Consider the following 21,647-nt stretch of genomic DNA (forward strand, 5'->3'; position numbering starts at 1 on the left):
ACGCCGTATTTAACCACAAGCGCGCAGCCGAAACCAAAGGCTGTGCCGACGCCCAGTCCGAGCATGTCCGATAAAATTGAACTTCGCGCAGAGGTGCCGTCCGAACTGGGCGGTCAACGCCTCGATCAAGTCGCCGCCCAACTATTCGCTGAGCATTCGCGCTCGCGCCTTTCCGCCTGGATCAAGGACGGCCGCCTGACTGTGGACGGAGCGGTCATCCGCCCGCGGGACATCGTGCACGGCGGCTCCATTCTTGAGCTGACTGCCGAGCAGGAGGCCCAGGGCGAGTGGATCGCCCAGGATATCGAGCTGGACATCGTCTATGAAGATGACGACATCCTGGTGATCAACAAGCCTGCGGGCCTGGTGGTGCACCCGGCTGCCGGCCATGCCGACGGCACCCTGCTCAATGCCCTGCTGCATCACATCCCGGACATTATCAATGTGCCGCGGGCCGGTATCGTCCACCGCCTGGACAAGGACACCACAGGACTGATGGTGGTGGCCAAGACCATCCAGGCGCAGACCCAACTGGTGGCCCAGCTGCAAAGCCGCAGTGTCAGCCGCATCTATGAATGCATCGTGATCGGCGTGGTAACCGCCGGGGGCAAGATCAACGCTCCTATCGGCCGTCATGGCCAGCAGCGCCAGCGCATGGCGGTGATGGAAGGCGGCAAGCAGGCCGTCAGCCACTACCGGGTCCTGGAACGTTTCCGTTCCCACACCCATGTGCGGGTCAAGCTGGAAACCGGTCGTACCCACCAGATCCGGGTGCACATGGCCCACATCAACTTCCCGCTGGTGGGGGATCCAGCCTACGGCGGCCGCTTCCGCATTCCGCCGGCGGCGAGCCAGACCATGGTCGACTCGCTGAAGAACTTCCCGCGCCAGGCCCTGCATGCACGCTTCCTGGAGCTGGATCATCCGACCACCGGTATCCGCATGAGCTGGGAATCGCCGCTGCCGGACGATTTCGTCTGGCTGCTGTCGCTGCTCAAGCAGGACCGTGAGGCGTTCATCGGATGAATGACTGGCTGATTCCCGACTGGCCCGCGCCGGCCGGAGTCAAAGCCTGTACTACCACCCGCGCTGGCGGCGTCAGCCTGACGCCGTTCGACAGCCTCAACCTGGGCGACCATGTCGACGATCAGCCGCAAGCAGTGGCCGAGAATCGCCGTCGCCTGAGCGAACACTTCGGCATCGCCCCGGCCTGGCTGCAACAGGTGCACGGGGTGGCCGTGGCCCACGCCGACCCTTCCATGGTCGCGACCGCGGACGCCAGTTGGTCCGCCACCCCGGGCGTTGCCTGTGCGGTGATGACGGCCGACTGCCTGCCGGCACTGTTCTGCAACCGTGCCGGAACCCGAGTCGCCGCGGCCCATGCCGGCTGGCGCGGGTTGGCGGCGGGCGTGCTGGAAGCCACCCTCGACAGCTTGCATACGCCCTGCGCCGAGGTGCTGGTGTGGCTGGGGCCGGCCATTGGCCCGCAGCGCTTTGAAGTGGGGCCCGAGGTGCGTGAAGCCTTCGTCGCCCAGTTGCCGGCAGCCGAGCAGGCCTTTGTGCCGAGCGCCAATGCCGGGCGCTTCATGGCCGATATCTATCAGCTGGCGCGCCTACGACTGGCTGCCTGTGGTTTGACTGCCGTGTACGGTGGCGGCTACTGCACCGTCAGCGATCCCCGCTTCTTTTCCTACCGGCGCAGCCCGCGCACCGGGCGTTTTGCCTCCCTTATCTGGCTTGAGCGCTAGACTAATCTGACTTGTGTCAAGCTGCTGACGCTTGAATCTCCCAGAATCGACCGCATCTAGTGAAACATCTGGCAGGTTTCTCTATTTAGGTGTGTCCATCGCTCCGGCCTGCTCAAAAGGAAGGTGACTAATGCGTATAGACCGATTAACCAGCAAATTGCAGCTGGCCTTATCCGATTCTCAATCTCTGGCGGTTGGCCTCGATCATCCGGCCATTGAACCGGCGCACCTGATGCAGGCGCTGCTGGAACAGCAGGGCGGCTCGATCAAGCCTCTGCTGATGCAGGTGGGCTTCGACGTCAACAGCCTGCGCAAGGAACTGAGCAAAGAGCTCGACCAGCTGCCGAAAATCCAGAACCCCACTGGCGACGTCAACATGTCCCAGGATCTGGCGCGCCTGCTCAACCAGGCCGACCGCCTGGCGCAGCAGAAAGGCGACCAGTTCATCTCCAGCGAGCTGGTGCTGCTGGCCGCCATGGATGAGAACAGCAAACTCGGCAAATTGTTGCTGGGCCAGGGCGTGAGCAAGAAAGCCCTGGAGAACGCCATCAACAACCTGCGTGGCGGTGAGGCGGTGAATGACGCCAACGTCGAAGAGTCGCGCCAGGCCCTGGACAAGTACACCGTCGACCTGACCAAGCGCGCCGAAGACGGCAAGCTTGATCCGGTAATCGGCCGTGACGACGAAATTCGCCGGACCATCCAGGTGCTGCAACGCCGGACCAAGAACAACCCGGTGCTGATTGGTGAACCAGGCGTGGGTAAGACCGCCATCGCCGAAGGCCTGGCCCAGCGGATCATCAACGGCGAAGTGCCCGATGGCCTCAAAGGCAAGCGCTTGCTGTCCCTGGACATGGGCGCCTTGATCGCCGGTGCCAAATACCGTGGCGAGTTCGAAGAACGCCTGAAATCTTTGCTTAATGAACTGTCGAAGCAGGAAGGGCAGATCATCCTGTTCATCGATGAGCTGCACACCATGGTCGGCGCTGGTAAAGGCGAAGGCTCGATGGATGCGGGCAATATGCTCAAGCCGGCCCTGGCCCGTGGCGAGCTGCACTGCGTGGGCGCCACCACGCTCAACGAATACCGCCAATATATAGAGAAGGACGCGGCCCTCGAGCGGCGCTTCCAGAAAGTGTTGGTGGATGAGCCGAGCGAGGAAGACACCATTGCTATCCTGCGCGGCCTGAAAGAGCGCTATGAGGTGCACCACAAGGTGGCGATCACCGACGGCGCGATCATTGCCGCGGCCAAGCTCAGCCATCGTTACATCACTGACCGGCAACTGCCGGACAAGGCCATCGACCTGATCGACGAGGCCGCCAGCCGCATCCGCATGGAGATCGACTCCAAGCCGGAAGTGCTGGACCGTCTGGAGCGGCGCCTGATTCAGCTCAAGGTCGAATCCCAGGCCCTGAAGAAAGAAGACGACGAGGCCGCGATCAAGCGCCTGGAAAAACTCCAGGAAGAGATTGTCCGCCTGGAGCGTGAATACGCTGACCTGGAAGAAGTCTGGACCTCGGAGAAAGCCGAAGTGCAGGGTTCTGCGCAGATCCAGCAGAAGATCGAGCAGTCGCGCCAGGAACTGGAAGCGGCGCGTCGTAAAGGCGATCTCAATCGCATGGCCGAGCTGCAGTACGGGGTGATCCCGGACCTGGAGCGCAGCCTGCAGATGGTCGATCAGCACGGCCACAGCGAGAACCAGTTGCTGCGCAGCAAGGTTACCGAGGAAGAGATTGCCGAAGTGGTGTCCAAGTGGACCGGCATTCCAGTGTCGAAAATGCTTGAAGGCGAGCGCGACAAGCTGCTGAAGATGGAAAGCCTGCTGCACGAGCGGGTGATTGGCCAGAACGAAGCCGTGGTGGCGGTGGCCAACGCTGTGCGCCGTTCCCGAGCCGGGTTGTCCGACCCGAACCGGCCCAGCGGTTCGTTCATGTTCCTCGGCCCGACCGGCGTGGGTAAGACCGAACTGTGCAAGGCCCTGGCGGAATTCCTCTTCGATACCGAAGAGGCCATGGTGCGGATCGACATGTCCGAGTTCATGGAGAAACATTCCGTGGCTCGCCTGATCGGTGCGCCACCAGGCTATGTCGGTTATGAAGAGGGCGGTTACCTGACCGAAGCCGTGCGTCGCAAGCCGTACTCGGTGATTCTTCTGGACGAAGTCGAGAAGGCGCACCCGGATGTGTTCAACATCCTGCTGCAGGTCCTGGAAGATGGCCGTCTGACGGACAGCCACGGGCGTACCGTGGATTTTCGCAATACGGTGATCGTCATGACCTCCAACCTGGGGTCGGCGCAGATCCAGGAGCTGGTAGGGGATCGCGAGGCACAACGTGCGGCGGTGATGGACGCGGTGTCCACCCACTTCCGGCCGGAGTTCATCAACCGGGTCGACGAAGTGGTGATCTTCGAGCCTCTGGCACGGGATCAGATCGCCGGCATCACGCAGATCCAGTTGGGTCGCCTGCGCAGTCGCCTGGCGGAGCGCGAGCTGAGCCTGGAGCTGAGCGACGAGGCCTTGGACAAGCTGATCGCTGTGGGTTACGACCCGGTGTATGGCGCACGGCCGCTGAAACGGGCCATCCAGCGCTGGATCGAGAACCCGTTGGCGCAGTTGATCCTCTCCGGCGGTTTCCTGCCGGGAGCCACGGTTACCGCCTCGGTGCAGGACGACGAAATCGTCTTCGCCTGATCACTGATCGGTGGGTTTATAGAGGAGGCCTCGCATTGCGAGGCCTTTTTTTTCACTAGGGCGTTGAACTGTAAGGAAAAGGCTTGTAAAGTGCGCCCCGCAGTCAGTCACCCCGAGGTTTTTTCTGATCAAGAAGAAACCGGCAATGAAGTCGCAAATCATTGTCTTAAAAGCAATTTAAGGGGTTGACAGGGGTTTTTAAGATTGTAAAATAGCGCGCCTCAGAGACATGAACGTAGCGATACGAACAAGTCGAAGAGGATGAAGTAAAAAGTTGTAACTTGAAATATGTAGTTCCGTGATAGCTCAGTCGGTAGAGCAAATGACTGTTAATCATTGGGTCCCAGGTTCGAGTCCTGGTCACGGAGCCAATTTCAAACCGGGGTATAGCGCAGTCCGGTAGCGCGCCTGCTTTGGGAGCAGGATGTCAGGAGTTCGAATCCCCTTACCCCGACCATTTTTGGGTCGTTAGCTCAGTTGGTAGAGCAGTTGGCTTTTAACCAATTGGTCGTAGGTTCGAATCCCACACGACCCACCATTTTTGAAACCAGTTAGCGCTGGAATCGAATCTTAAGAACAGAGGCCAAAAGCGCTGTTCGAAGAAGGCGCCTCTAGAAGGTGCCTTTTTTTTACCGGGGTATAGCGCAGTCCGGTAGCGCGCCTGCTTTGGGAGCAGGATGTCAGGAGTTCGAATCCCCTTACCCCGACCATATTCACGAAAAAGGGCACCTCATTGAGGTGCCCTTTTTCGTATGCCCGTGGAAAAGTTCGCAGGCCCGCGGGCGTCGAGCCTGGGTAGGGTACCTACAGCCCTTGATGCCTCGATTGTGCTTGTGCTGAATGTTCTCCGTCACTGTATTTGGCTGATGACTCGAGTCATGGTTGAAGCGGCGAGCCTTCTCTGTGGGGGAGGGCGTTTTCCAGGCAGTTGAGTCAACTGCCAATGATGTTGTACCGCGGTCCGTACGGCAGCCCGGTGATATTGCACGCGCCGTGCTCGTCGACGATCAGGATGTCGTGTTCCCGATAACCGCCGGCACCGGGCAGGCCTTCGGGCAGCCTGATCATCGGTTCGATGGACACCACCATGCCGGGCTCAAGAATGGTCTCCACATCCTCACGAAACTCCAGCCCGGTCTCGCGCCCATAGTAGTGGTTGAGGATGCCGAACGAATGGCCATAGCCGAAGGTACGGTATTGCAGCAGGTCGTGTTCCAGGTAGAGGGCGTTCAGTTGTCGAGCGATATCGCTGCAGCGTGCGCCGGGCTTGACCAGTTGCAGCCCGGCTTCATGCACCTGGACGTTGATCTCCCACAATCGCAGGCAGGCGTCGGGGCAATGGCCGAGGAACAGCGTGCGCTCCAGGGCGGTGTAGTAGCCGGCGATCATCGGGAAGCAGTTGAGGCTCAGCACTTCTCCTGGGCTGACCCGTCTCGAGGTCAGTGGATTGTGGGCGCCATCGGTATTGAGCCCGGACTGAAACCAGGTCCAGGTATCCATCAGTTCGGCCCCCGGAAACGCCTCGGCAATCGCCCGCACCATGGCCTGGGTGGCGTGTCCGGCCACTTCGTATTCCGGTACCTGGTCGTGCAGGGCTTCGATGGCGGCGGCCCCGCCGATGTCTGCAATCCGCGCACCCTGGCGGATCAGTGCTTGCTCTTCGGCGGACTTGAGCATGCGCAGGTTCATGCAGGGCGCGGCGATGTCCAGTAACTGTGCCTGGGGATAGAGCTCGGCAAAGGCCCGGTGATTGGGCAGGGTCAGATGATCGAACTCCAGCCCCAGGCGCGAAGCGCGGGGCAGGGCCTGCTTGACCGCGACGAAGAAATTGCCCCGCTGCCAGTCGGTGTAGATCACCTGGGCATCGCAGGTCGCCCGCCGCCCCGGTTGGCCGCCGTCGATATTGGCGCTGATCAGCACGCTGTGGTCCTGGGTCACCACGAGGGCGTACTGGCGGCCGAAGGAGCAATACAGGAAGCCGGCGTAGTAGTTGATGTTGTGGTACGAGGTGAACAGCGCGGCGTCAATGTCCTGTTGCGCCATGTAGGCCCGCAGGGCGCCCAGGCGTCGAGCGTATTCTTTGGGGGAGAAGGTGGTAGGGGCTTTGTCGCCGTTGTGCAACTCAAGCGTCTGGGGCATCTGCATGGCCTGGGTCCTTGTCTGCTATGAGCGATGCATGGCGCCACACGGGGTGGGCCGTGACACAGCATTGCAGCAGATAGGGCGGGGGCAGGCATGTGCGGTACCGACCTTGAGCTGGTTGTCAGCGCTGTTTTGCGGGTCATGGCCATGGGCGCCGATGACGCTGGGGCAAGCGCTGGTTGTGCCGCAAACCTGGTATTTCTTATAGGTTTTGCCTGGCCCGTTGCTGCCGGGCGTGGCATTCTGGCCCTTCGCTGTTAAGGATCAACAGTAAGGAAGCGGCAAGGATGCAGAGCAGGCTCGCGGAATTTGATACCCATCTTTTGTCCGGAAACTCGCTGCATGAGCGAATGACGGGAACCATGACACTGGCCTCGGAACTGGGTTTCGATGCCCTGGTTTATGACTACAGCCCGGTGCCTTTCGATCAGGCAGGCGAGCTGATCATCCCCAGTGCCATGGTCTGCAAAACCCCCAGTGACTGGCTGGAGCTCTGGTGCGATCAGGGTTACTACCATATCGACCCGGTCCAGCAGGTTGCTCTGGACAGCTCCTCGCCCTTTATCTGGTCCTACAAGCCCGAGGCGGAAACCGTCCTGCGCCAGGCCCTCGGCCAGCAGCACGCTCCGGTATCCAGTTACCTGCACCATCATCAAATGGCCCACGGCATGACCGTGCCCATCCATTTACCCAGGGGCGGTTTCGCCAGCCTCACCGGTTTGCGCTCCGGCAATGCCACGGTGGCATTACAGGACTTGCAACAGGTTCAGGGCCACTTCACCCTGCTTGCTCATGCGTTGCAGGAGCATCTCTATCCACAGCTCAGCAAATGCGTTCGCAGTTATCCGGTTGATCTTACCCGGCGTGAACGCGAGTGCCTGAAATGGGCTGCAGAGGGCATGACTTCCGGCGAGATTGCCGAGCGCCTGCAGCGTTCGCAGGCCACGATCAACCTGCACCTGACCTCGGCGATGCACAAGCTGGGCGCCAGGAATCGGGTTCAGGCGGTGGTTCGCGCGGTTCACTATCGCCTGCTGGGTAACTGAGGCGAGTAGCACAGGCTCTGCCGCACTGGAGGCGTCGGAGCGCGGAACGGAAGATTGAACGACACAGGCTGATTGTCATCAGGGAGCGATGCGCAATGAATGCAAGCAAACCACCACTGGAAGGCTATGCCTCCTTTGGCGTCCATCAGACGTGGTATCGGGTCACCGGGGATCTGCACAGCGGACTTACGCCCCTGGTGATTCTGCACGGCGGTCCGGGCTGCACCCATGACACCCTGGACGCCTTCAGGGATGTGGCCGCCAGTGGTCGGGCGATCGTTCAATTCGATCACCTGGGAAGTGGCCTCTCCACTCGTCTGGATGGCAAGCCGCCGTCGTTCTGGAGCCTTGAACTCTACCTGGAGCAGCTGGACAACCTCCTGGACCACCTGCGCATCAGCCAGGACTACGCCCTGCTGGGTCACTCCTGGGGAGCTGCGCTGGCCAGCGAGCACGGGGTGCGCGCGCCGGCCGGCTTGCGTGCGCTGATCCTGGCCAATGCGCCAGCCGACATGCGCACCTGGGAAGCCGAGACCCTGAAACTGCGCGCAGCCCTGCCTGAGGAGGCGTTGCAGGTGCTGACCTGGCATGAGCAGCCGGGCTCCCCTCGTGGCGCCGAATATGTGCAGGCCTGGCAGTTGTACTTTGAACGGCATGTATGTCGGCTGCGCCCGTGGCCTGAAGAGGTGGCGCGGATGTTTGCCCAGGGCCGTGGTACCGATGGCGCGGAGCGGGGGGGAGGTTTTCCGCTGATGGACAACCTGCGGGACTGGAGCATCGTCGAGCGCCTGGGACGCATCGAGGTGCCGACGCTTTTGATCTGTGGCCGCTACGATGAAGCCACGCCAGTTGTGGTCAGCCCCTACCTGGAGAAGATTCCCGGCATTCGCCTGGCGTTGTTCGAACACTCCAGCCACATGCCCCACGTCGAGGAGCGGGTCGCCTGCATGGGCACCGTCGTGAATTTTCTCGATGAATGCCTGTAACCGTACGCCAGCAGCCCCCGCTACGTTACGTAGCGGGGGCGTGGTTTTTCAGGGGCCTAGTGCAGCTTCAGGCGTGGATCGGTACCGCGGCCGATTCGGCTGCCAAGCATCAGCATCGCGGTGCGGAAGACTCCGTACAGCGCCATCTGGTGCATGCGATACAGCGAGATGTAGAACATCCGCGCCAGCCAGCCTTCGAGCATCACGCTGCCAGTGAGGTTGCCCATCAAGTTGCCCACCGCCGAGAAGCGCGACAGCGAGATCAGTGAGCCGTAGTCGGTGTACTTGTAGGTCGGCAGGTCCTTGCCTTCGATGCGCAGCTTCAGCGACTTGGCCAGCAACGAGGCTTGCTGGTGCGCGGCCTGGGCCCGTGGCGGCACATTACGGTCGCTGCCTGGTTGCGGGCAGGCGGCGCAGTCGCCGAAGGCAAAGATGTTCTCGTCGCGAGTGGTCTGCAGGGTCGGTAGTACCTGCAGTTGGTTGATGCGGTTGGTCTCCAGGCCGTCGATGTCCTTGAGGAAGCCTGGCGCGCGAATGCCCGCGGCCCAGACCTTGAGGCTGGCGGGAATGGTCTGGCCGTCGGCGGTGATCAGGCTGTCGGCGGTCACTTCGCTGACCGAGGCGTTGGTCAGCACCTTGACCCCGAGTTTCTCCAGGGTCTTGTGCACCGGGCCGCTGATGCGTTCGGGCAGGGCAGGCAGCACCCGTGGCCCGGCCTCGATCAGGGTGATGTGCATGTTTTCCGGGAGAATCCGGTCCAGCCCGTAGGCCGCCAGTTCATGGGCCGCGTTGTGCAGTTCTGCCGCCAGTTCCACGCCAGTGGCGCCGGCGCCGACGATGGCCACGCTGATCTGCTCCACGGCATCGGTCTGCCCGGCATGGGCTCGCAAGTAGTGGTTGAGCAGTTGCTGGTGGAAGCGCTCGGCCTGCTTGCGGGTGTCGAGGAACAGGCAATGCTGGGCCGCGCCCTGGGTGCCAAAGTCGTTGGTGGTGCTGCCCACGGCGATCACCAGGGTGTCGTAGCCCAGCTCCCGGGCCGGCAACAGCTCCACGCCTTCTTCGTCGTAGGTGGCGGCCAGTTGGATCTTCTTGCGCTGCCGATCGAGCCCGCTCATGCGGCCCAGCTGGAACTCGAAGTGGTTCCATTTTGCTTGGGCGACGTAGTTGAGTTCGTCTTCGGAAGAGTTCAGGGAACCGGCAGCCACTTCGTGAAGCAGCGGTTTCCAGATGTGGGTCAGGTTGGCGTCCACCAGCATCACACTGGCGGTGCCGCGCTTGCCCAGAGTCTTACCCAGGCGGGTCGCCAACTCCAGGCCGCCGGCGCCGCCGCCAACGATGACAATACGATGAGTCATGGGGATATCTCGCAAGGCTAAAAGAAATCGGTGCAGTCAACCGAGCGAGCGCGAAGCAGCTCATAGCGTCAGGTAACTGATGAAACGGCTCAACAGGCCCAGGGCGACAGTCACCGCAATCACCACCACGAGGAGCATCCACGGCCGGAAGGGCCGGCGCTCGACTCGATGCTGGGGCAGTTGCAGGTATTCTTCGACATGGCGTTGGTCGTCGGGGTTCAGGCGGCTGCTCATAAAAGACCTCGTCAGATAGACGTCGCAACGTTGAGGAATGTTACAGCGCGGTGTTATCCGGCATGAACGGAGCATAGCCGCTGCCGCGTGAGGGCTCGCTGGCACGGGCCCGGCGTTGGCAGGCAAGTGTGCTTTTTTACCATTGCCGGGCGGATTGCGCCATGGCTACACAGGGCGCATTGACCGGCGTTACAAACTGATGCCGACGTCGAAGAGGATGCTGCGGCCCAGGTTGCTGCGCAGGAACTCCGGTGCATCCGGGTGGGCGAACAGCACGCGGGCGAACGTCGGCCCCACCAGGGACAGCGAGCGCCAGCCCTGGCGCAGGTATTCGGTGGGGGGCGGGAAGTGGCTGTTGAGATCCAGGACTTCGCGTTTCAGGGCGGCGAAGGCAATGATGTCCAGCTCGCCGAGGTTCATTCCGCGCTCCTGATAGTTGTGGGCCTTCTTGCGCAAGGTCGGTGCCAGGCGCAGCAACAGTTCGCTGGCCGGGATGCGCTTGGGCTTGGCTTCGCGGCGCACCAGCTGGCTCAGGGAGAACGCGCTGCGCCGGCGCTGCAGTTCGTCGCGCCATTCATCGTTGAGCCTGCGGCCTTCGTCGAGGACGAAGAACACTTCGAAGCTGGCCTCGCGAAACAGCACATCGGGGGGCTCTTGCCCGGCGGCGGTGAACTCGTCGTTGCGGTAGGGAATGTTCAGGCCTTGCAGCAGGCGCTGGCAGACCCAACGCTCACGCTCCCATTTGCGGGCATTGGACAGGAACGCGTTGGCTTGTTCGGCCTGGATGGTAAGCAGGCGCAAAAAATCTGAGTCATCCATACCCCCAAGCTTAGCGCTCAAATATGACCTTAAAAACCACGGCCGTGCAAAAACCTCCGCAGGCGTTGCCGGCAACCTCGCTGGAGCCTGCCCAGGGGCGGTGTAGACTGTTTGCCGTCCAACCATTCGATAAGGAGTGCGCAGTGAAGCGCTGGTCAATGCTGTTGCTGGCCCTGTTGCCGTTGTGGGCCCAGGCCCTGGAAATAGGAGAGCGCCTGGCGCCCTGGACCCTGCTGGATCAATTCGACCAGCCCTACAGCCTCGATTCCCAGGCGCGGATCCTGTTGGTGGCACGCAGCATGGACGCCGCCAAAGTGGTGAACGCGGCGCTCAAGGACAAACCCAAGGGCTACCTGCAGGAGCGCCACGGGGTGTTTGTCGCCGATATCCAGCGCATGCCGACAGTGATCGCCAAACTGTTTGCGGTGCCGGCCATGAAGGATTACCCCTACCGAGTGATGCTCGATCGCGATGGGCGCGTGGCACCACGCTATCCCGCCGCCGAGGATCAGGTGCTGTGGCTGCAACTGCAGGATGGGCAACTGGTCGCCCGGCAGGCGTTCGCCACGGCCGCGCAATTGGCTGCGGCGCTGGAGCGGGCCCAGCCATGATCAGCGCGGCGCTGCTGTCGCCGCAAAGCCTGATTGGCGGCTGGCTGCTGTATGTGCCAGTACTGATCTGGGCGGTACTGCGGGCGCCCTGGGTCGAGCTGTTTACCGACAGCCGGCGCCAGCACTTGCTGTTTGGCACGGTGTTCGCCTTGTTTCTGCTGTGGCTGGTGCGCCGGGATTTCGACACGGGGGTCTCCTACCACTTCATCGGCATGACCGCAGTAACCCTGCTGCTGGACTGGCCGCTGGCGATAGTTGGCGGCTTGATCGCACAGTTGGGCCTGCTGGCCCTGGGCCGGCAGGACCTGGCGGCGCTGGGGGTCAATGGAACCTTGCTGATCCTGCTGCCGGTGGCGGTCACCGAGGCCTGCGCCTGCCTGGTGGAACGGGCCCAGCCGCGCAATCCCTTCGTCTATATCTTCTGCTCGGGGTTCTTTGCCGCGGCACTCTCGGCATTGTTATGCCTGCTCTGCGGCCTGGGCCTGCTGTGGTTCGACGAACGCTTTGCCATGCCCGAATGGCTGGAAGATTTTGTCGGCTACCTGTGGCTGATCATCTTCCCGGAAGCCTTTATCAACGGCATGGTGATCAGCGCCCTGGTGGTGTTCTGCCCGGAATGGCTGGAAACCTTCAACCGTACCCGCTACCTGTCGGCGCCCTGGAAAGACGAGGATCCGCGCCCTTGATCCATATCAATCCACGGTGTTTTGCCGGGCTGCATGCTCGGCAAAAATCTCAGGAGTGCGGTCATGAGTGTCTACCAGTGGGCCCGGCAGGAAGTGCGCGACAGTCTGCACAATGCTCAGCAGGAAGGTTTTGAACCGGGGTTGAGCCTGCGCGCCCTGCTCAGTGCGGTGGTGCAGCAAAGCAAGAGTGTGCGCAGCATCGAGGACCTGGCAGACGAGCTGCAGTTTCTAGCGGAAAACCTCGACGACGATCAGGACTACAGCTTCATGCGGCCCTGACCGGCGCCGGGGTGAGCACTCAGTGAGCGCGAGGGGGCAGCTCTTCGGAGAACAGCTCGTCCTCGGCATCCGGGCTCACCGGAATCTTGTGCTCCTCGGCAGCCCAGGCGCCCAGGTCGATCAGCTTGCAGCGATCGGAACAGAAGGGCCGGTTGATGTTGGCCGCGGTCCATTCCACAGGGGCGCCACAGGTTGGGCATTCGACGGTCAGGGGTTGGCTCATGACTGGCCTCCACGCAAAGTTAGGTAAAAGTGATGCAGGCGCTCGACCTCGCTGCGCAACCAGGCGTGGTCGCGGTCGTTGACCAGCACGTCATCGGCATGGCGCAGGCGTTCCTCACGGCTGGCCTGGGCCTGGAGAATCGCCTGGACCTGCTGTTCGCTGATCTGGTCGCGCTGCAGGGTACGCTCGATCTGCAGTTGCTGGGGCACGTCGATCACCAGAATCCGCTGGGTCATCCGCGACTGGCCGGATTCGATCAGCAGCGGCGACACCAGGATTGCGTAGGGCGATTCGGCGCGGGCCAGGTGGCTGACAATTTCCTCGGCGATCAGCGGGTGCAGCAGGGCTTCCAGCCAGCGACGCTGTTCGGGCACCTCGAAGATCAGCTTGCGCAGAGCCGCGCGATCCAGTTGGCCGTCGGCCTGCAGAACGCCTTGGCCAAAGTGCCGGGCAATCTGTTCCAGGGCCGGGCGGCCGGGCTCCACCACCCAGCGGGCGGCATGATCGGCATCGATCACATGCACCCCCAGGTCGATGAAGTGCTGGGCGGCGGCACTTTTGCCGCTGCCGATGCCGCCGGTCAGGCCGAGGGTCCAGGGTGTGTTTACGGAGCGAGTCATTGGAAACCGACAAACTGCAGATAGAAGTCGGTTATTTGACCACCCCAGAGCAAGGCAATCCAGCCGGCAATGGCCAGAAAGGGTCCAAAGGGGATTGGCGTCGAAGTCTTTTCCCGGCGCAGGCGCAGCAGGATCGTGCCGAGAATCGCCCCCAACAGGGATGACAGCAGCAGGGTCAGCGGCAGGATCTGCCAGCCGCCCCAGGCCCCGAACAGGGCCAGCAGCTTGAAATCACCGTGGCCCATGCCCTCCTTGCCGGTCAGCAGCTTGAACAGCCAGAACACCGACCACAGGAACAGGTAGCCGATCACCGTCCCCCACAGCGCATCCTCCAGGCTGATCAGCAGGCCGAAGCTGTTGGCGATCAGCCCCAGCCACAACAGTGGCAGCACCAGCACATCCGGCAGCAGCTGGTGATCGGCGTCGATCAGGCTCATTGCCAGCAGCCCCCAACTGAGGATCAGCATCAGCCCGGCCGCCCAGCCGAAGCCGAAGTGCCAGGCGATAAAACCCGAGATCAGCCCGCAGGCCAGTTCGGTCAACGGGTAGCGCGGGCTGATGGAGCTATTGCAGTGGGCGCAGCGGCCACGTAGCCACAGGTAACTGAGCAGCGGAATGTTTTCCCAGGGGCGGATCGGCTGCGCACAGTGCGGGCACTGGGAGTGAGGCAGCATCAGGTTATAGGGCGCAGCCACAGGTTCCGGCTCCAGCCCCAGCACGTCGCGGGCCTGGGCTCGCCAGTCGCGTTCGAGCATTTTCGGCAGGCGCCACACCAGCACGTTGAGAAAACTGCCGACGATCAGGCCCAATACCAGGGCCGCAGCCACGAAGGCCATGGGGTAGAGAGTGAGGGCGTCAGTCAGGGGCATGTTCAGATCGCTGTACCGAGTTGGAAGATAGGCAGGTACATGGCAACCACCAGGGCGCCGACGATACCCCCCAGGACCACCATGATCAACGGCTCCATGAGGCTGGTCAGGCTGTCCACCAGGTTGTCCACCTCGACCTCGTAATGGATCGCGACTTTTTCCAGCAGATGATCCAGGGTTCCGGACTCTTCGCCGATGGCGGTCATCTGGATCGCCATGGTCGGGAAGACGCCGCTGGCGCGCATGGCAAAGTTCAATTGCATGCCGGCGGCGACCTGCTGGCGGATCCGTTGCACCGCTCGCGTGAAGACAGGGTTGCCGCTGGCTCCGGCCACTGAATCCAGGGCCTGCACCAGGGGAACGCCGGCGGCGAAGGTGGTGGCCAGGGTCCGTGCGTAGCGGGCCACCGCGGATTTGTGCAGCAGTGGCCCGGCCAGGGGTATGTGCAAAAGGCCGACATCCAGGCGGTCACGCAAGCTCGGGGAACGCCGATAGGCCAGGCGCGCTGCGAGCCCGCCCAGCACACCGGCAGCCAGCAGCAGCGTCCCCTGCTGCTGGATGAAATGTGACAGAGCGATGACCCACTGGGTGAGCAGTGGCAACTCGGCATTGAAACCGGCGAACAGGCTCTGGAACTGGGGGACCACCTTGAGCAGCAGGATGCTGCTGACCACGACCGCCACGCCGATCACCGCCAAGGGATAGACCATGGCCTTCTTCAGCCGCGCCTTCAGGTTCTCGCTCTTTTCCTTATAGGTGGCGACTCTCTCCAGCAGGGTATCCAGGGCGCCGGCCTGTTCGCCGGCGTCCACCAGGTTGCAGTACAGCGGGTCGAAGTGGCGCGGTTGTCTGCGCAATGCCGCGGCCAGGCTGGAGCCGGCCTCGATGTCGCGCTTGAGGCTGGCCAGCAGTTGGCGCATCTGCGGATGCTCGAAACTTTCGGCAATGATGTCGAAGGATTGCAGCAGCGGCACCCCGGCCTGCATCAGCGTGGCCAACTGCCGGGTGAGCAGGGCAATGTCCCGTGCCCCTACTCGCTGATGCAGGCGCAGCCAGCCCTTGGGTTTGCGTCGGACTCGGGTTGGGGTGATGCCCTGTCTGCGCAATTGCGCCCTGATCAGGGCCGGGGTCGCGGCGCTGAGTTCTCCGGTGAGGGGGCGGCCCTGGCTGTCGGTGCCGTGCCAGAGATAGACACTGGTCGCGGGTGCTTTTACCGCCATGGTTCGATCCTTGGTGCAAGGGTGGATAGGGAGGCGCAAGCGCCCTGCTGTGTTCGAACGGGTGATAGATCACCCTGACCCCCGGACGTTCCTTGGTGGGGGCGCGAGTCGACTGTCGGGTCGCCATGCACCTGTCCAAGCCTAGCTGGCGAGGCGCTGCCGGAGAGGGGCAGGGGCTGACGAAATTTGTCAGTTTGTGCGACTCCTTGTGCTCAAGGCCATGGGCTATCGCACCTGCAGGCCACGTAATCCGTGGGTTATCTCCTGGCACAGGCTGTGCTTCACGCCTTTGTGCTCATGCAACATTCGTCCATGCCAGGAGGCAACCCATGAAACATCAATCCGGTTTTACCCTGATCGAATTGCTGGTGGTGGTAGCCATCATCGGCATCCTCGCCACCGTGGCGATGCCGATGTATGCCAAGTACCAGGCGCGGGCCAAGGTGATTGCCGCCCTGGCCGAGGCGTCGGCCCTGAAGGTCAACGTCGAGGATCTGCTGAACCAGGGGACCGATCCGACCCTGGCCCTGGCCGGGGGCACGGCCCAGACCGCCAACTGCCGGATGAGTGCCGGCGGGACGGCGGCCACCGGTGAAGGCAGCATTGGCTGCACCCTGCTCAATGCGCCGGGGCCGGTGCTGAACAAGACCCTGACCCTGACCCGTTCGGCGACTTCAGGATGGACATGCACCACCACTGTGGAGGCCGACTATGCGCCCAAAGGCTGTGGTGCGGAGGGGGCTTGAGGAGGCTTTTCACGATTGGCCAGGCCGCGCTGAAAAAGCCGCAACTTGCATGCAGATTGGCGGGCAGTCATGCATTTTGCATGATGCCGAATTATTTTGGATTTTATAACTTATTGATTTTTATGAATATTTATAGGCTCCCAGACTTGGCACAGCACCTGCAACATCCCTCATAACCCTGTTGCCAGGACACGGCGCAGGCTTTCTTAAAGAACAGGAGTTACTCGTATGAAGAAGTTCGCTATCGCTGCCGCAACTGCTACCGCTCTGACCCTGACCATGGCTAACGCAGCATTTGCGCAGACCACTCAAAACACCCAGTCGCCCATGGTGGTGGCTGCCGGTGAAGTGACCAAGGCCAAAGAGGCCACCTCCGATACCTGGATCACCACCAAAGTGAAAAGCGATCTGGTAACCGAGAAAGGCATTCCTGGCACCGACATCAAGGTTGAAACCAACAAGGGCGTTGTTTCGCTGTCGTCCACTGTTGCGGTAACCGAGGCTCAGAAAGCTACCGCCGTGGCCATCACCAAGAAAATCAAAGGCGTCAAGGCAGTTTCCGCTGACGGCCTGAAAGCCGAGTAACACTCACGCTTCTCGCCTGGACAGGGAGAGGGTGCGGTAGACGAGCCGAGTGATACGTCTGCCGCTTCTCAAAAGGGTTCATGCGGAAGATCACAAGGACGTGATCATTACAGGCCCCGGCACTGAGTGTCGGGGCCTGTTCTATTGTGGGCGCCAGGCAGGCGCTGCAGGAGAGACCGGCCGGGCTGGGTGGAGCCCGGCGCGAGAGGTTTATTCGCTGTCCAGGTGCAGCGGGGTGACGACCCGGCCATCGCTTTCGGCCTGGCCCAGGTTGGCATCGATGAAGTAGACCCGGTCGTCGGCCAGTTGGCCCTTGTCCACCAGGAAGTCCTTGATGCTGCTGGCGCGCTCCTGACCCAGTTGTCGCAACAGCACGTCGCTGCTGCTCCAGAACTTGATCAGACCTTCACGCAGCTTGGCGCTGCGTTCGTCGCGGCTGAGCTGGGTCCATTCCGCCGGCGGCTGCTGTTTCAGACGGGTGCGGTAGATGCCTTCCAGCAGAGGGGCCTTTTCGCCCTCGGGAACCTGCAGCAGGGACGCCTGGGCGGGGACCTTGTCACCGCGGCGCTGGAGGATCTTGTAGTAGTTGTACTGGTATTCGCGCTCCAGCCGCTGTTCGGCGATCAGCGGGCCGTCACTGCTCTGGGCGCTGGTACCTTCGATTTCCAGGCGCAGGGTCGGACGCTCCTTGAGCGCCTTGGCCAGGGTGGTCAGGGCCGACTCGGATTCCTTGCTCAGGTCGCTGGAGCCTGGAGCGAAGGACACGTTGCTCAGGTCTTCCGAGCCACCACCGCTGACCAGCCCGCCAATGAACTTGAAGGGTGCCTGGGCGGCGCGCAGCACCAGATTGCGCAGGGTCTGCCAGACAATCGGCATCACGCTGAACTGCGGGTTGTTCAAATCACCGGAGATAGGCAGCTCGATGGAGATCTTGCCGTCCGTGTCTTTCAGCAAGGCCACTGCCAGGCGGATCGGCAGATCCACGGCGTCCGGGCTGTCGACCTTTTCCCCCAGTTGCAACTGCTCGACCACCAGTTTGTTCTCGGCCTTGAGCTGGCCCTTGGTGATCATGTAGTGCAGGTCGAGGTTGAGCCGGCCCTTGCGGATGCGGAAACCGGCGAATTTCCCGGAGTAGGGGGTCAGGGTGGTCAGTTCCACTCGTTTGAAGCTGGTGGCGATATCCAGGGCGGCCATCGGATCGAACGGGTTGACGCTGCCCTTGATGGTCACCGGCGCATAGCGGTCGACCTTGCCCTTGACGTCCACGTCTGCCGGCTTGGCCTGGCGGCTGTCGATGGTGCCGACATGGCCGTTGAGCTGCTGGATGGCGGTAGCGAAGTTCGGCGTCAGGCTCAGGTCGGCGAAGTTCGCCGAACCGTCGTTGATGGCGATTTCACCGATGTGGATGCCCAGGGGCTTGCTTGAGCTGGGCTCGGCCTTCGTCGAGGATTTGCCACCACTGCTGGGTGGTTGTGGAATCAGCAGGTCGTCGATATTGGTGGTGCGGTCATCGTTGATGATGAAGCGTGCATAGGGCTGCATCAGGTTGACCCGGCTGATGGTCAGGCTGTCACCGTGCTGATAGTTCAGGCCTTCGACCACCACTTGTTTCCATTTCACGAAGTCGCGGGTCTTGAGGGTGTCCAGGGTGTGCAACTGGTCCACATTGGCCCGGCCGGTGACGCTGAAAGTCAGGGGTTCGACTTTCTTCAGGTCCACTGCCAGGTCACTGCCGAGCATGCCGCTGCGCAGTTCCAGGCGGATGAACGGGCTGATATAGGACTGGGCGACGCGCAGGTCGATGTCCCGGGTCTGCACCTTGAGTTTGGCGCTGACGGGGTTGAGGTTGACCTCGCCGGTGGCGTTGACCTTGCCTTGTTTGCCCAGGCCGGTATCGAGCTTGAGGGTGAAGGGCGACTGGTTGAGGCTGTCGAAGTTCTGCAGGTCCAGGTTCAGCGGCCCCAGCTCCAGAGCTACGGCGGGCTTGGCCTTGCGATCGGCCAGGTGCACCTGGTAGTTGCGCAGTTGCACGTCCTTGAGCAGCACCTGCCAGGGTTTACCTGGTACTGCTGGTTCCTTGGGCGCGTCGGCGGCGGCCGGCTCGGGTTTTGGCGCCGGTTTGGCCGGCTGACTGGCGAAGAGCTTTTGCCAGTCCAACTGGCCATCGGCTTCAAGGGCGGCCCAGGTTTCGAGCTTTTGGCTGCGGACCTTGCCGACAATCACGTGCTGCTTGGCCAGGTCGACTGTGGTTTCGCTGACGTCCAGGCGCTCCAGGCGCGCCAGTGGGCGACCGTCCGGGGCCTTGATGGCAAAGGGCGCGACGCTGATGGAGGTGTTGTCCAGCAGCAGCTCGGTTTCCTTGGTCAGGCTGAATTTGTAGTGGGTACTGAGGTTGACCACGCCGTCTTCCAGCACCAGCGGCACCGCATCGCGCACATAGGGCCACCAGGCTTTCATCTTGCCGTCGGTGACTTTCAAGGTGCCTTCGGAGGTCAGCGGCGTCACGCTGAAGTTGCCGCTCCAGTCGATCTGCCCGCCCTCGGGGCCGGTGGCCACCAGCGTCATGTCGGCGCTGTCGTCCGGCAGGGTACTGAGGTTCTTCAACTCAAAATCGAGCTTGTTGTAGAGGAATTCGATGGGTTCGCTGGGGCGCAGGTCCTTGAAATGCAGGTAGCCGCCGGCCAGCTTGATGCGTTCGATGCGTACCGGGAAGGGTTTGGCGTTGGGGTCGCTTGGGGTCGGTTCGCTGGCCGGCAGCTTGAACAGGGCCAGGAGATTGAGCTTGCCTTCCTTGTCGAAGAGGATTTCGGTCTTGGGCTGGTCCAGCTCGACATCCGCCAGGTGCAGCGCGCGTTTCCACAGGCTGTCCAATTGCAGATTGGCGTAGAGGCGATCGAAGGCGATCTGCTCCTTGCCCGGTTCACCGATGCTCAGGCCCCAGAGGGTCAGCTCCAGGCTGAAGGGGTTGAGCTCGATGCGCTGGATATGGGCTGGGGTGGTGGCGTAGTTGGCCAATTGCTGGTTGGCCACCCGCAAGGCAATGCCCGGCAGAATCAGAAAGCCCAGCAGACTGTAAAGGGCGAGAGCGGTCAACAAGGCGCAAAGAGCGCGAATCAATCCTTTGGTCATGCGAGGCTTCATCTATCTGAATCGGAAGTGCCTTGGAGTATGGCACGCGTTTACGGTTCCGAAACCACTCCAGTCTTCAGGATTGTTCAGATTTCCTGCCCTTGGTCAAAGTTGCAGGATCAAGGTTTTCAGTGGGGGTTGCCCGTCTTGGGAGGGGAAGTCCGCGGCGGGTACCAGGACCTGGCAGTCGCGAACCGGACGCCCGGCCTTCTCGGCGCAGCGCAATACTTGTTCACGCCAGTCCGGCATCGAGACCTTGGCCAGGTTGTTGCAGCAGATCAGCACGCCGTCTTCGGCGGTGGCCAGCAGTGCCGGCTTGAGCAGGCTCTGGTAATCACGCAGCAGGTCGACCGTACCGAAGGCGCTTTTGGCCCAGGCTGGCGGGTCCAGCAGTACCAGGTCGTACTGGCGCTGTTCAAGGCGCGGATAGCTGGGCAGTTTCTGCCCGCGGCGCTGGCTGATGGGCAGGCCCGCCAGTTGGCGAATGGCCGGGAAATAGTCCGACTGTACGAACTGCATCTGTGGCAGTTGCGGGTTGAGCTGGCCGTTCTCCCGTCCGACGGCCAGGTTGCCCTCGGCGAAGTCCAGGTTGCACACCTCGCGCGCGCCGCCAGCTGCGGCGCTGAGGCCTACGCCACAGGTGTAGGCGAAGAGGTTGAGCACGCTTTTACCCGCGCTGTGTTGCTTGACCCAGCCACGGGCGTTGCGCAGGTCGAGAAACAATAGCGGGTCCTGCCCGGCGTGGCGTCCACGCACGCGGTAATTCAGGCCCCATTCGTGGCCAACCAGGTCCTCCAGGGCAGCCTCTTCGGCGCGGTACACCGAGTCTTCGCGGTCGATCCGCGAGTTGCCCCGGGAGCGGTCGTTGTAGACCAGCAGGGTCGACAGGTTCAGATGCTGATTGATGCTGTCGTGCAGTTGCAGCAGGGCGTCGCGTTCCAGCGTCTGGTGAAAGCTCTGTACCAGCAATTGCGGGCCATAGCGGTCGATGGTCAGGCCGCCGGCACCTTCCTGGCTGCCGTGGAACAGGCGATAGCAGTCGGTGCCTTGCTGATGCAGCTCGGCGAGCAGGTCCTGGCGGTGATCGAGAGCGGCGCGCAGCGCCTGATTCAAGGAGGACATGCGGAGCGCCTTGGAGCTGAGGAGTGAGGCGCGGCAGTTTACCAGCGTCCCGTCCGTTGTAGGAGCCAGCTTGCCAGCAAAGACGATCATGCGCAGGTCTTCCCCGTAGGAGCCAGCTTGCTGGCGAAGGCGCTCTCACGGGCGCCTTCGCTGGCAAGCCAGCTCCTACAAGGAGGGCGGTTTTGCGCGGAGGTTAGCGCTCGATCGCCAGGGCCACGCCCTGGCCGCCGCCGATGCACAGGGTCGCCAGGCCCTTTTTGGCATCACGCTTGATCATTTCATGCAGCAGGGTCACCAGCACCCGGCAGCCCGATGCACCAATCGGGTGGCCGATGGCGATCGCACCGCCGTTGACGTTGACCTTGCTGGCGTCCCATTCCAGTTCCTTGGCCACCGACAGCGACTGCGCGGCGAAGGCTTCGTTGGCTTCGATCAGGTCCAGTTGGTCCAGGGTCCAGCCGGCCTTGTCCAGGCAGCGGCGGGTGGCCGAGACCGGGCCGATGCCCATGATCGCCGGGTCGACCCCGGCGTT

The 21,647-nt window shown here is 62.2% G+C and carries 20 protein-coding genes, 4 tRNA genes and 1 pseudogene; 14 read left to right on the top strand and 11 right to left on the bottom strand.

Annotated features, from left to right (window positions below; all coding sequences use genetic code 11):
- Nucleotides 1-63 precede the first annotated feature (63 nt).
- The 7 genes from rluD to BM382_RS30360 all read left to right on the top strand — a co-directional run bounded on the left by rluD (nt 64) and on the right by BM382_RS30360 (nt 5,153).
- A complete protein-coding gene (gene rluD / locus BM382_RS30330; RefSeq protein ID WP_011063535.1) occupies nt 64-1,026 on the top strand; it encodes a 23S rRNA pseudouridine(1911/1915/1917) synthase RluD in 963 nt (320 codons plus the stop codon).
- The gene (gene pgeF, locus BM382_RS30335; RefSeq protein WP_011063534.1) at nt 1,023-1,748 is read left to right on the top strand and encodes a peptidoglycan editing factor PgeF; all 726 of its coding nucleotides are present in this window, start codon (nt 1,023-1,025) and stop codon (nt 1,746-1,748) included. The genes rluD and pgeF overlap by 4 nt, the downstream gene beginning before the upstream one ends.
- Before the next feature lie 130 nt (nt 1,749-1,878).
- Complete coding sequence (gene clpB, locus BM382_RS30340; RefSeq protein ID WP_011063533.1) at nt 1,879-4,443, top strand: ATP-dependent chaperone ClpB; 2,565 nt, start codon at nt 1,879-1,881, stop codon at nt 4,441-4,443.
- A gap of 295 nt (nt 4,444-4,738) precedes the next feature.
- Nucleotides 4,739-4,814, top strand: a tRNA-Asn gene (locus BM382_RS30345).
- Between the two features lie 9 nt (nt 4,815-4,823).
- Nucleotides 4,824-4,900, top strand: a tRNA-Pro gene (locus BM382_RS30350).
- A gap of 5 nt (nt 4,901-4,905) precedes the next feature.
- Nucleotides 4,906-4,981: transfer RNA gene (locus tag BM382_RS30355), tRNA-Lys, on the top strand.
- A gap of 95 nt (nt 4,982-5,076) precedes the next feature.
- Nucleotides 5,077-5,153: transfer RNA gene (locus tag BM382_RS30360), tRNA-Pro, on the top strand.
- A 223-nt stretch (nt 5,154-5,376) separates the two neighbouring features.
- Here BM382_RS30360 and BM382_RS30365 read toward each other — a convergent pair.
- Nucleotides 5,377-6,588: an aminopeptidase P family protein gene (locus BM382_RS30365; RefSeq protein WP_072445003.1), complete on the bottom strand. Its 1,212-nt coding sequence runs from the start codon at nt 6,586-6,588 to the stop codon at nt 5,377-5,379.
- Between the two features lie 284 nt (nt 6,589-6,872).
- On the opposite strand from BM382_RS30365, the gene BM382_RS30370 reads away from it, so the two are divergent.
- Nucleotides 6,873-7,631 (top strand): LuxR family transcriptional regulator, encoded by a 759-nt coding sequence (locus BM382_RS30370; protein ID WP_072445005.1) that lies wholly within the window; start codon nt 6,873-6,875, stop codon nt 7,629-7,631.
- A gap of 95 nt (nt 7,632-7,726) precedes the next feature.
- Nucleotides 7,727-8,617 carry a proline iminopeptidase-family hydrolase gene (locus tag BM382_RS30375; protein ID WP_065363667.1) on the top strand — a complete coding sequence of 297 codons (891 nt, stop codon included), beginning with the start codon at nt 7,727-7,729 and terminating at the stop codon, nt 8,615-8,617.
- A gap of 56 nt (nt 8,618-8,673) precedes the next feature.
- Here the strand turns inward: BM382_RS30375 and BM382_RS30380 are convergent, their stop codons facing one another.
- The 3 genes from BM382_RS30380 to BM382_RS30390 all read right to left on the bottom strand — a co-directional run bounded on the left by BM382_RS30380 (nt 8,674) and on the right by BM382_RS30390 (nt 11,025).
- Complete coding sequence (locus BM382_RS30380) at nt 8,674-9,972, bottom strand: NAD(P)/FAD-dependent oxidoreductase (RefSeq protein WP_011063529.1); 1,299 nt, start codon at nt 9,970-9,972, stop codon at nt 8,674-8,676.
- Between the two features lie 60 nt (nt 9,973-10,032).
- Nucleotides 10,033-10,206: a DUF3094 family protein gene (locus BM382_RS30385; protein ID WP_015637073.1), complete on the bottom strand. Its 174-nt coding sequence runs from the start codon at nt 10,204-10,206 to the stop codon at nt 10,033-10,035.
- Between the two features lie 189 nt (nt 10,207-10,395).
- Nucleotides 10,396-11,025, bottom strand: a complete 630-nt coding sequence (locus BM382_RS30390; protein ID WP_011063528.1) for a DUF1780 domain-containing protein — start codon at nt 11,023-11,025, stop codon at nt 10,396-10,398.
- Nucleotides 11,026-11,168: 143 nt separating this feature from the next.
- On the opposite strand from BM382_RS30390, the gene BM382_RS30395 reads away from it, so the two are divergent.
- The 3 genes from BM382_RS30395 (at nt 11,169) to BM382_RS30405 (ending at nt 12,601) form a co-directional block, all read left to right on the top strand.
- Complete coding sequence (locus BM382_RS30395; RefSeq protein ID WP_026019989.1) at nt 11,169-11,636, top strand: hypothetical protein; 468 nt, start codon at nt 11,169-11,171, stop codon at nt 11,634-11,636.
- Nucleotides 11,633-12,322, top strand: coding sequence for an energy-coupling factor ABC transporter permease (locus tag BM382_RS30400; RefSeq protein ID WP_053153931.1), 690 nt, complete (start codon nt 11,633-11,635; stop codon nt 12,320-12,322). The genes BM382_RS30395 and BM382_RS30400 overlap by 4 nt, the downstream gene beginning before the upstream one ends.
- A gap of 63 nt (nt 12,323-12,385) precedes the next feature.
- Nucleotides 12,386-12,601: a hypothetical protein gene (locus tag BM382_RS30405; protein ID WP_011063525.1), complete on the top strand. Its 216-nt coding sequence runs from the start codon at nt 12,386-12,388 to the stop codon at nt 12,599-12,601.
- Between the two features lie 19 nt (nt 12,602-12,620).
- On the opposite strand, the gene yacG is transcribed toward BM382_RS30405, so the two are convergent.
- Genes yacG through BM382_RS30425 form a run of 4 tightly spaced genes read right to left on the bottom strand, consistent with a single transcriptional unit; the run spans nt 12,621 to nt 15,533 of the window.
- The gene (yacG, locus tag BM382_RS30410; RefSeq protein ID WP_011063524.1) at nt 12,621-12,824 is read right to left on the bottom strand and encodes a DNA gyrase inhibitor YacG; all 204 of its coding nucleotides are present in this window, start codon (nt 12,822-12,824) and stop codon (nt 12,621-12,623) included.
- The gene (coaE, locus tag BM382_RS30415) at nt 12,821-13,444 is read right to left on the bottom strand and encodes a dephospho-CoA kinase (RefSeq protein WP_011063523.1); all 624 of its coding nucleotides are present in this window, start codon (nt 13,442-13,444) and stop codon (nt 12,821-12,823) included. The genes yacG and coaE overlap by 4 nt, the downstream gene beginning before the upstream one ends.
- Nucleotides 13,441-14,313: a prepilin peptidase gene (locus BM382_RS30420; RefSeq protein ID WP_072445006.1), complete on the bottom strand. Its 873-nt coding sequence runs from the start codon at nt 14,311-14,313 to the stop codon at nt 13,441-13,443. The genes coaE and BM382_RS30420 overlap by 4 nt, the downstream gene beginning before the upstream one ends.
- A 2-nt stretch (nt 14,314-14,315) precedes the next feature.
- Complete coding sequence (locus BM382_RS30425; RefSeq protein WP_072445008.1) at nt 14,316-15,533, bottom strand: type II secretion system F family protein; 1,218 nt, start codon at nt 15,531-15,533, stop codon at nt 14,316-14,318.
- A 329-nt stretch (nt 15,534-15,862) separates the two neighbouring features.
- On the opposite strand from BM382_RS30425, the gene BM382_RS30430 reads away from it, so the two are divergent.
- Together BM382_RS30430 and BM382_RS30435 are read left to right on the top strand one after the other, a co-directional pair.
- A complete protein-coding gene (locus tag BM382_RS30430) occupies nt 15,863-16,279 on the top strand; it encodes a pilin (protein ID WP_011063520.1) in 417 nt (138 codons plus the stop codon).
- A gap of 228 nt (nt 16,280-16,507) precedes the next feature.
- Nucleotides 16,508-16,864 carry a BON domain-containing protein gene (locus BM382_RS30435; RefSeq protein ID WP_011063519.1) on the top strand — a complete coding sequence of 119 codons (357 nt, stop codon included), beginning with the start codon at nt 16,508-16,510 and terminating at the stop codon, nt 16,862-16,864.
- 210 nt (nt 16,865-17,074) lie between these two features.
- On the opposite strand, the gene BM382_RS30440 is transcribed toward BM382_RS30435, so the two are convergent.
- From BM382_RS30440 to BM382_RS30450, 3 genes and pseudogenes are all read right to left on the bottom strand, one after another.
- Nucleotides 17,075-19,993: a DUF748 domain-containing protein gene (locus BM382_RS30440; RefSeq protein WP_011063518.1), complete on the bottom strand. Its 2,919-nt coding sequence runs from the start codon at nt 19,991-19,993 to the stop codon at nt 17,075-17,077.
- Nucleotides 19,994-20,098: 105 nt separating this feature from the next.
- The gene (locus BM382_RS30445) at nt 20,099-21,115 is read right to left on the bottom strand and encodes a class I SAM-dependent rRNA methyltransferase (RefSeq protein ID WP_011063517.1); all 1,017 of its coding nucleotides are present in this window, start codon (nt 21,113-21,115) and stop codon (nt 20,099-20,101) included.
- Nucleotides 21,116-21,308: 193 nt separating this feature from the next.
- Nucleotides 21,309-21,647 (bottom strand): annotated as a pseudogene (locus BM382_RS30450) (acetyl-CoA C-acetyltransferase); the annotation flags it as partial.

Source organism: Pseudomonas sp. NFPP25, from assembly GCF_900116505.1.
Classification (GTDB): domain Bacteria; phylum Pseudomonadota; class Gammaproteobacteria; order Pseudomonadales; family Pseudomonadaceae; genus Aquipseudomonas; species Aquipseudomonas protegens.

Coding starts and splice junctions, on each gene's coding strand:
- rluD (WP_011063535.1), top strand. CDS start 64: ATGTCCGATAAAATTGAACTTCGCGCAGAGGTGCCGTCCGAACTGGGC.
- pgeF (WP_011063534.1), top strand. CDS start 1,023: ATGAATGACTGGCTGATTCCCGACTGGCCCGCGCCGGCCGGAGTCAAA.
- clpB (WP_011063533.1), top strand. CDS start 1,879: ATGCGTATAGACCGATTAACCAGCAAATTGCAGCTGGCCTTATCCGAT.
- BM382_RS30365 (WP_072445003.1), bottom strand. CDS start 6,588: ATGCAGATGCCCCAGACGCTTGAGTTGCACAACGGCGACAAAGCCCCT.
- BM382_RS30370 (WP_072445005.1), top strand. CDS start 6,873: ATGCAGAGCAGGCTCGCGGAATTTGATACCCATCTTTTGTCCGGAAAC.
- BM382_RS30375 (WP_065363667.1), top strand. CDS start 7,727: ATGAATGCAAGCAAACCACCACTGGAAGGCTATGCCTCCTTTGGCGTC.
- BM382_RS30380 (WP_011063529.1), bottom strand. CDS start 9,972: ATGACTCATCGTATTGTCATCGTTGGCGGCGGCGCCGGCGGCCTGGAG.
- BM382_RS30385 (WP_015637073.1), bottom strand. CDS start 10,206: ATGAGCAGCCGCCTGAACCCCGACGACCAACGCCATGTCGAAGAATAC.
- BM382_RS30390 (WP_011063528.1), bottom strand. CDS start 11,025: ATGGATGACTCAGATTTTTTGCGCCTGCTTACCATCCAGGCCGAACAA.
- BM382_RS30400 (WP_053153931.1), top strand. CDS start 11,633: ATGATCAGCGCGGCGCTGCTGTCGCCGCAAAGCCTGATTGGCGGCTGG.
- BM382_RS30405 (WP_011063525.1), top strand. CDS start 12,386: ATGAGTGTCTACCAGTGGGCCCGGCAGGAAGTGCGCGACAGTCTGCAC.
- yacG (WP_011063524.1), bottom strand. CDS start 12,824: ATGAGCCAACCCCTGACCGTCGAATGCCCAACCTGTGGCGCCCCTGTG.
- coaE (WP_011063523.1), bottom strand. CDS start 13,444: ATGACTCGCTCCGTAAACACACCCTGGACCCTCGGCCTGACCGGCGGC.
- BM382_RS30420 (WP_072445006.1), bottom strand. CDS start 14,313: ATGCCCCTGACTGACGCCCTCACTCTCTACCCCATGGCCTTCGTGGCT.
- BM382_RS30425 (WP_072445008.1), bottom strand. CDS start 15,533: ATGGCGGTAAAAGCACCCGCGACCAGTGTCTATCTCTGGCACGGCACC.
- BM382_RS30430 (WP_011063520.1), top strand. CDS start 15,863: ATGAAACATCAATCCGGTTTTACCCTGATCGAATTGCTGGTGGTGGTA.
- BM382_RS30435 (WP_011063519.1), top strand. CDS start 16,508: ATGAAGAAGTTCGCTATCGCTGCCGCAACTGCTACCGCTCTGACCCTG.
- BM382_RS30440 (WP_011063518.1), bottom strand. CDS start 19,993: ATGACCAAAGGATTGATTCGCGCTCTTTGCGCCTTGTTGACCGCTCTC.
- BM382_RS30445 (WP_011063517.1), bottom strand. CDS start 21,115: ATGTCCTCCTTGAATCAGGCGCTGCGCGCCGCTCTCGATCACCGCCAG.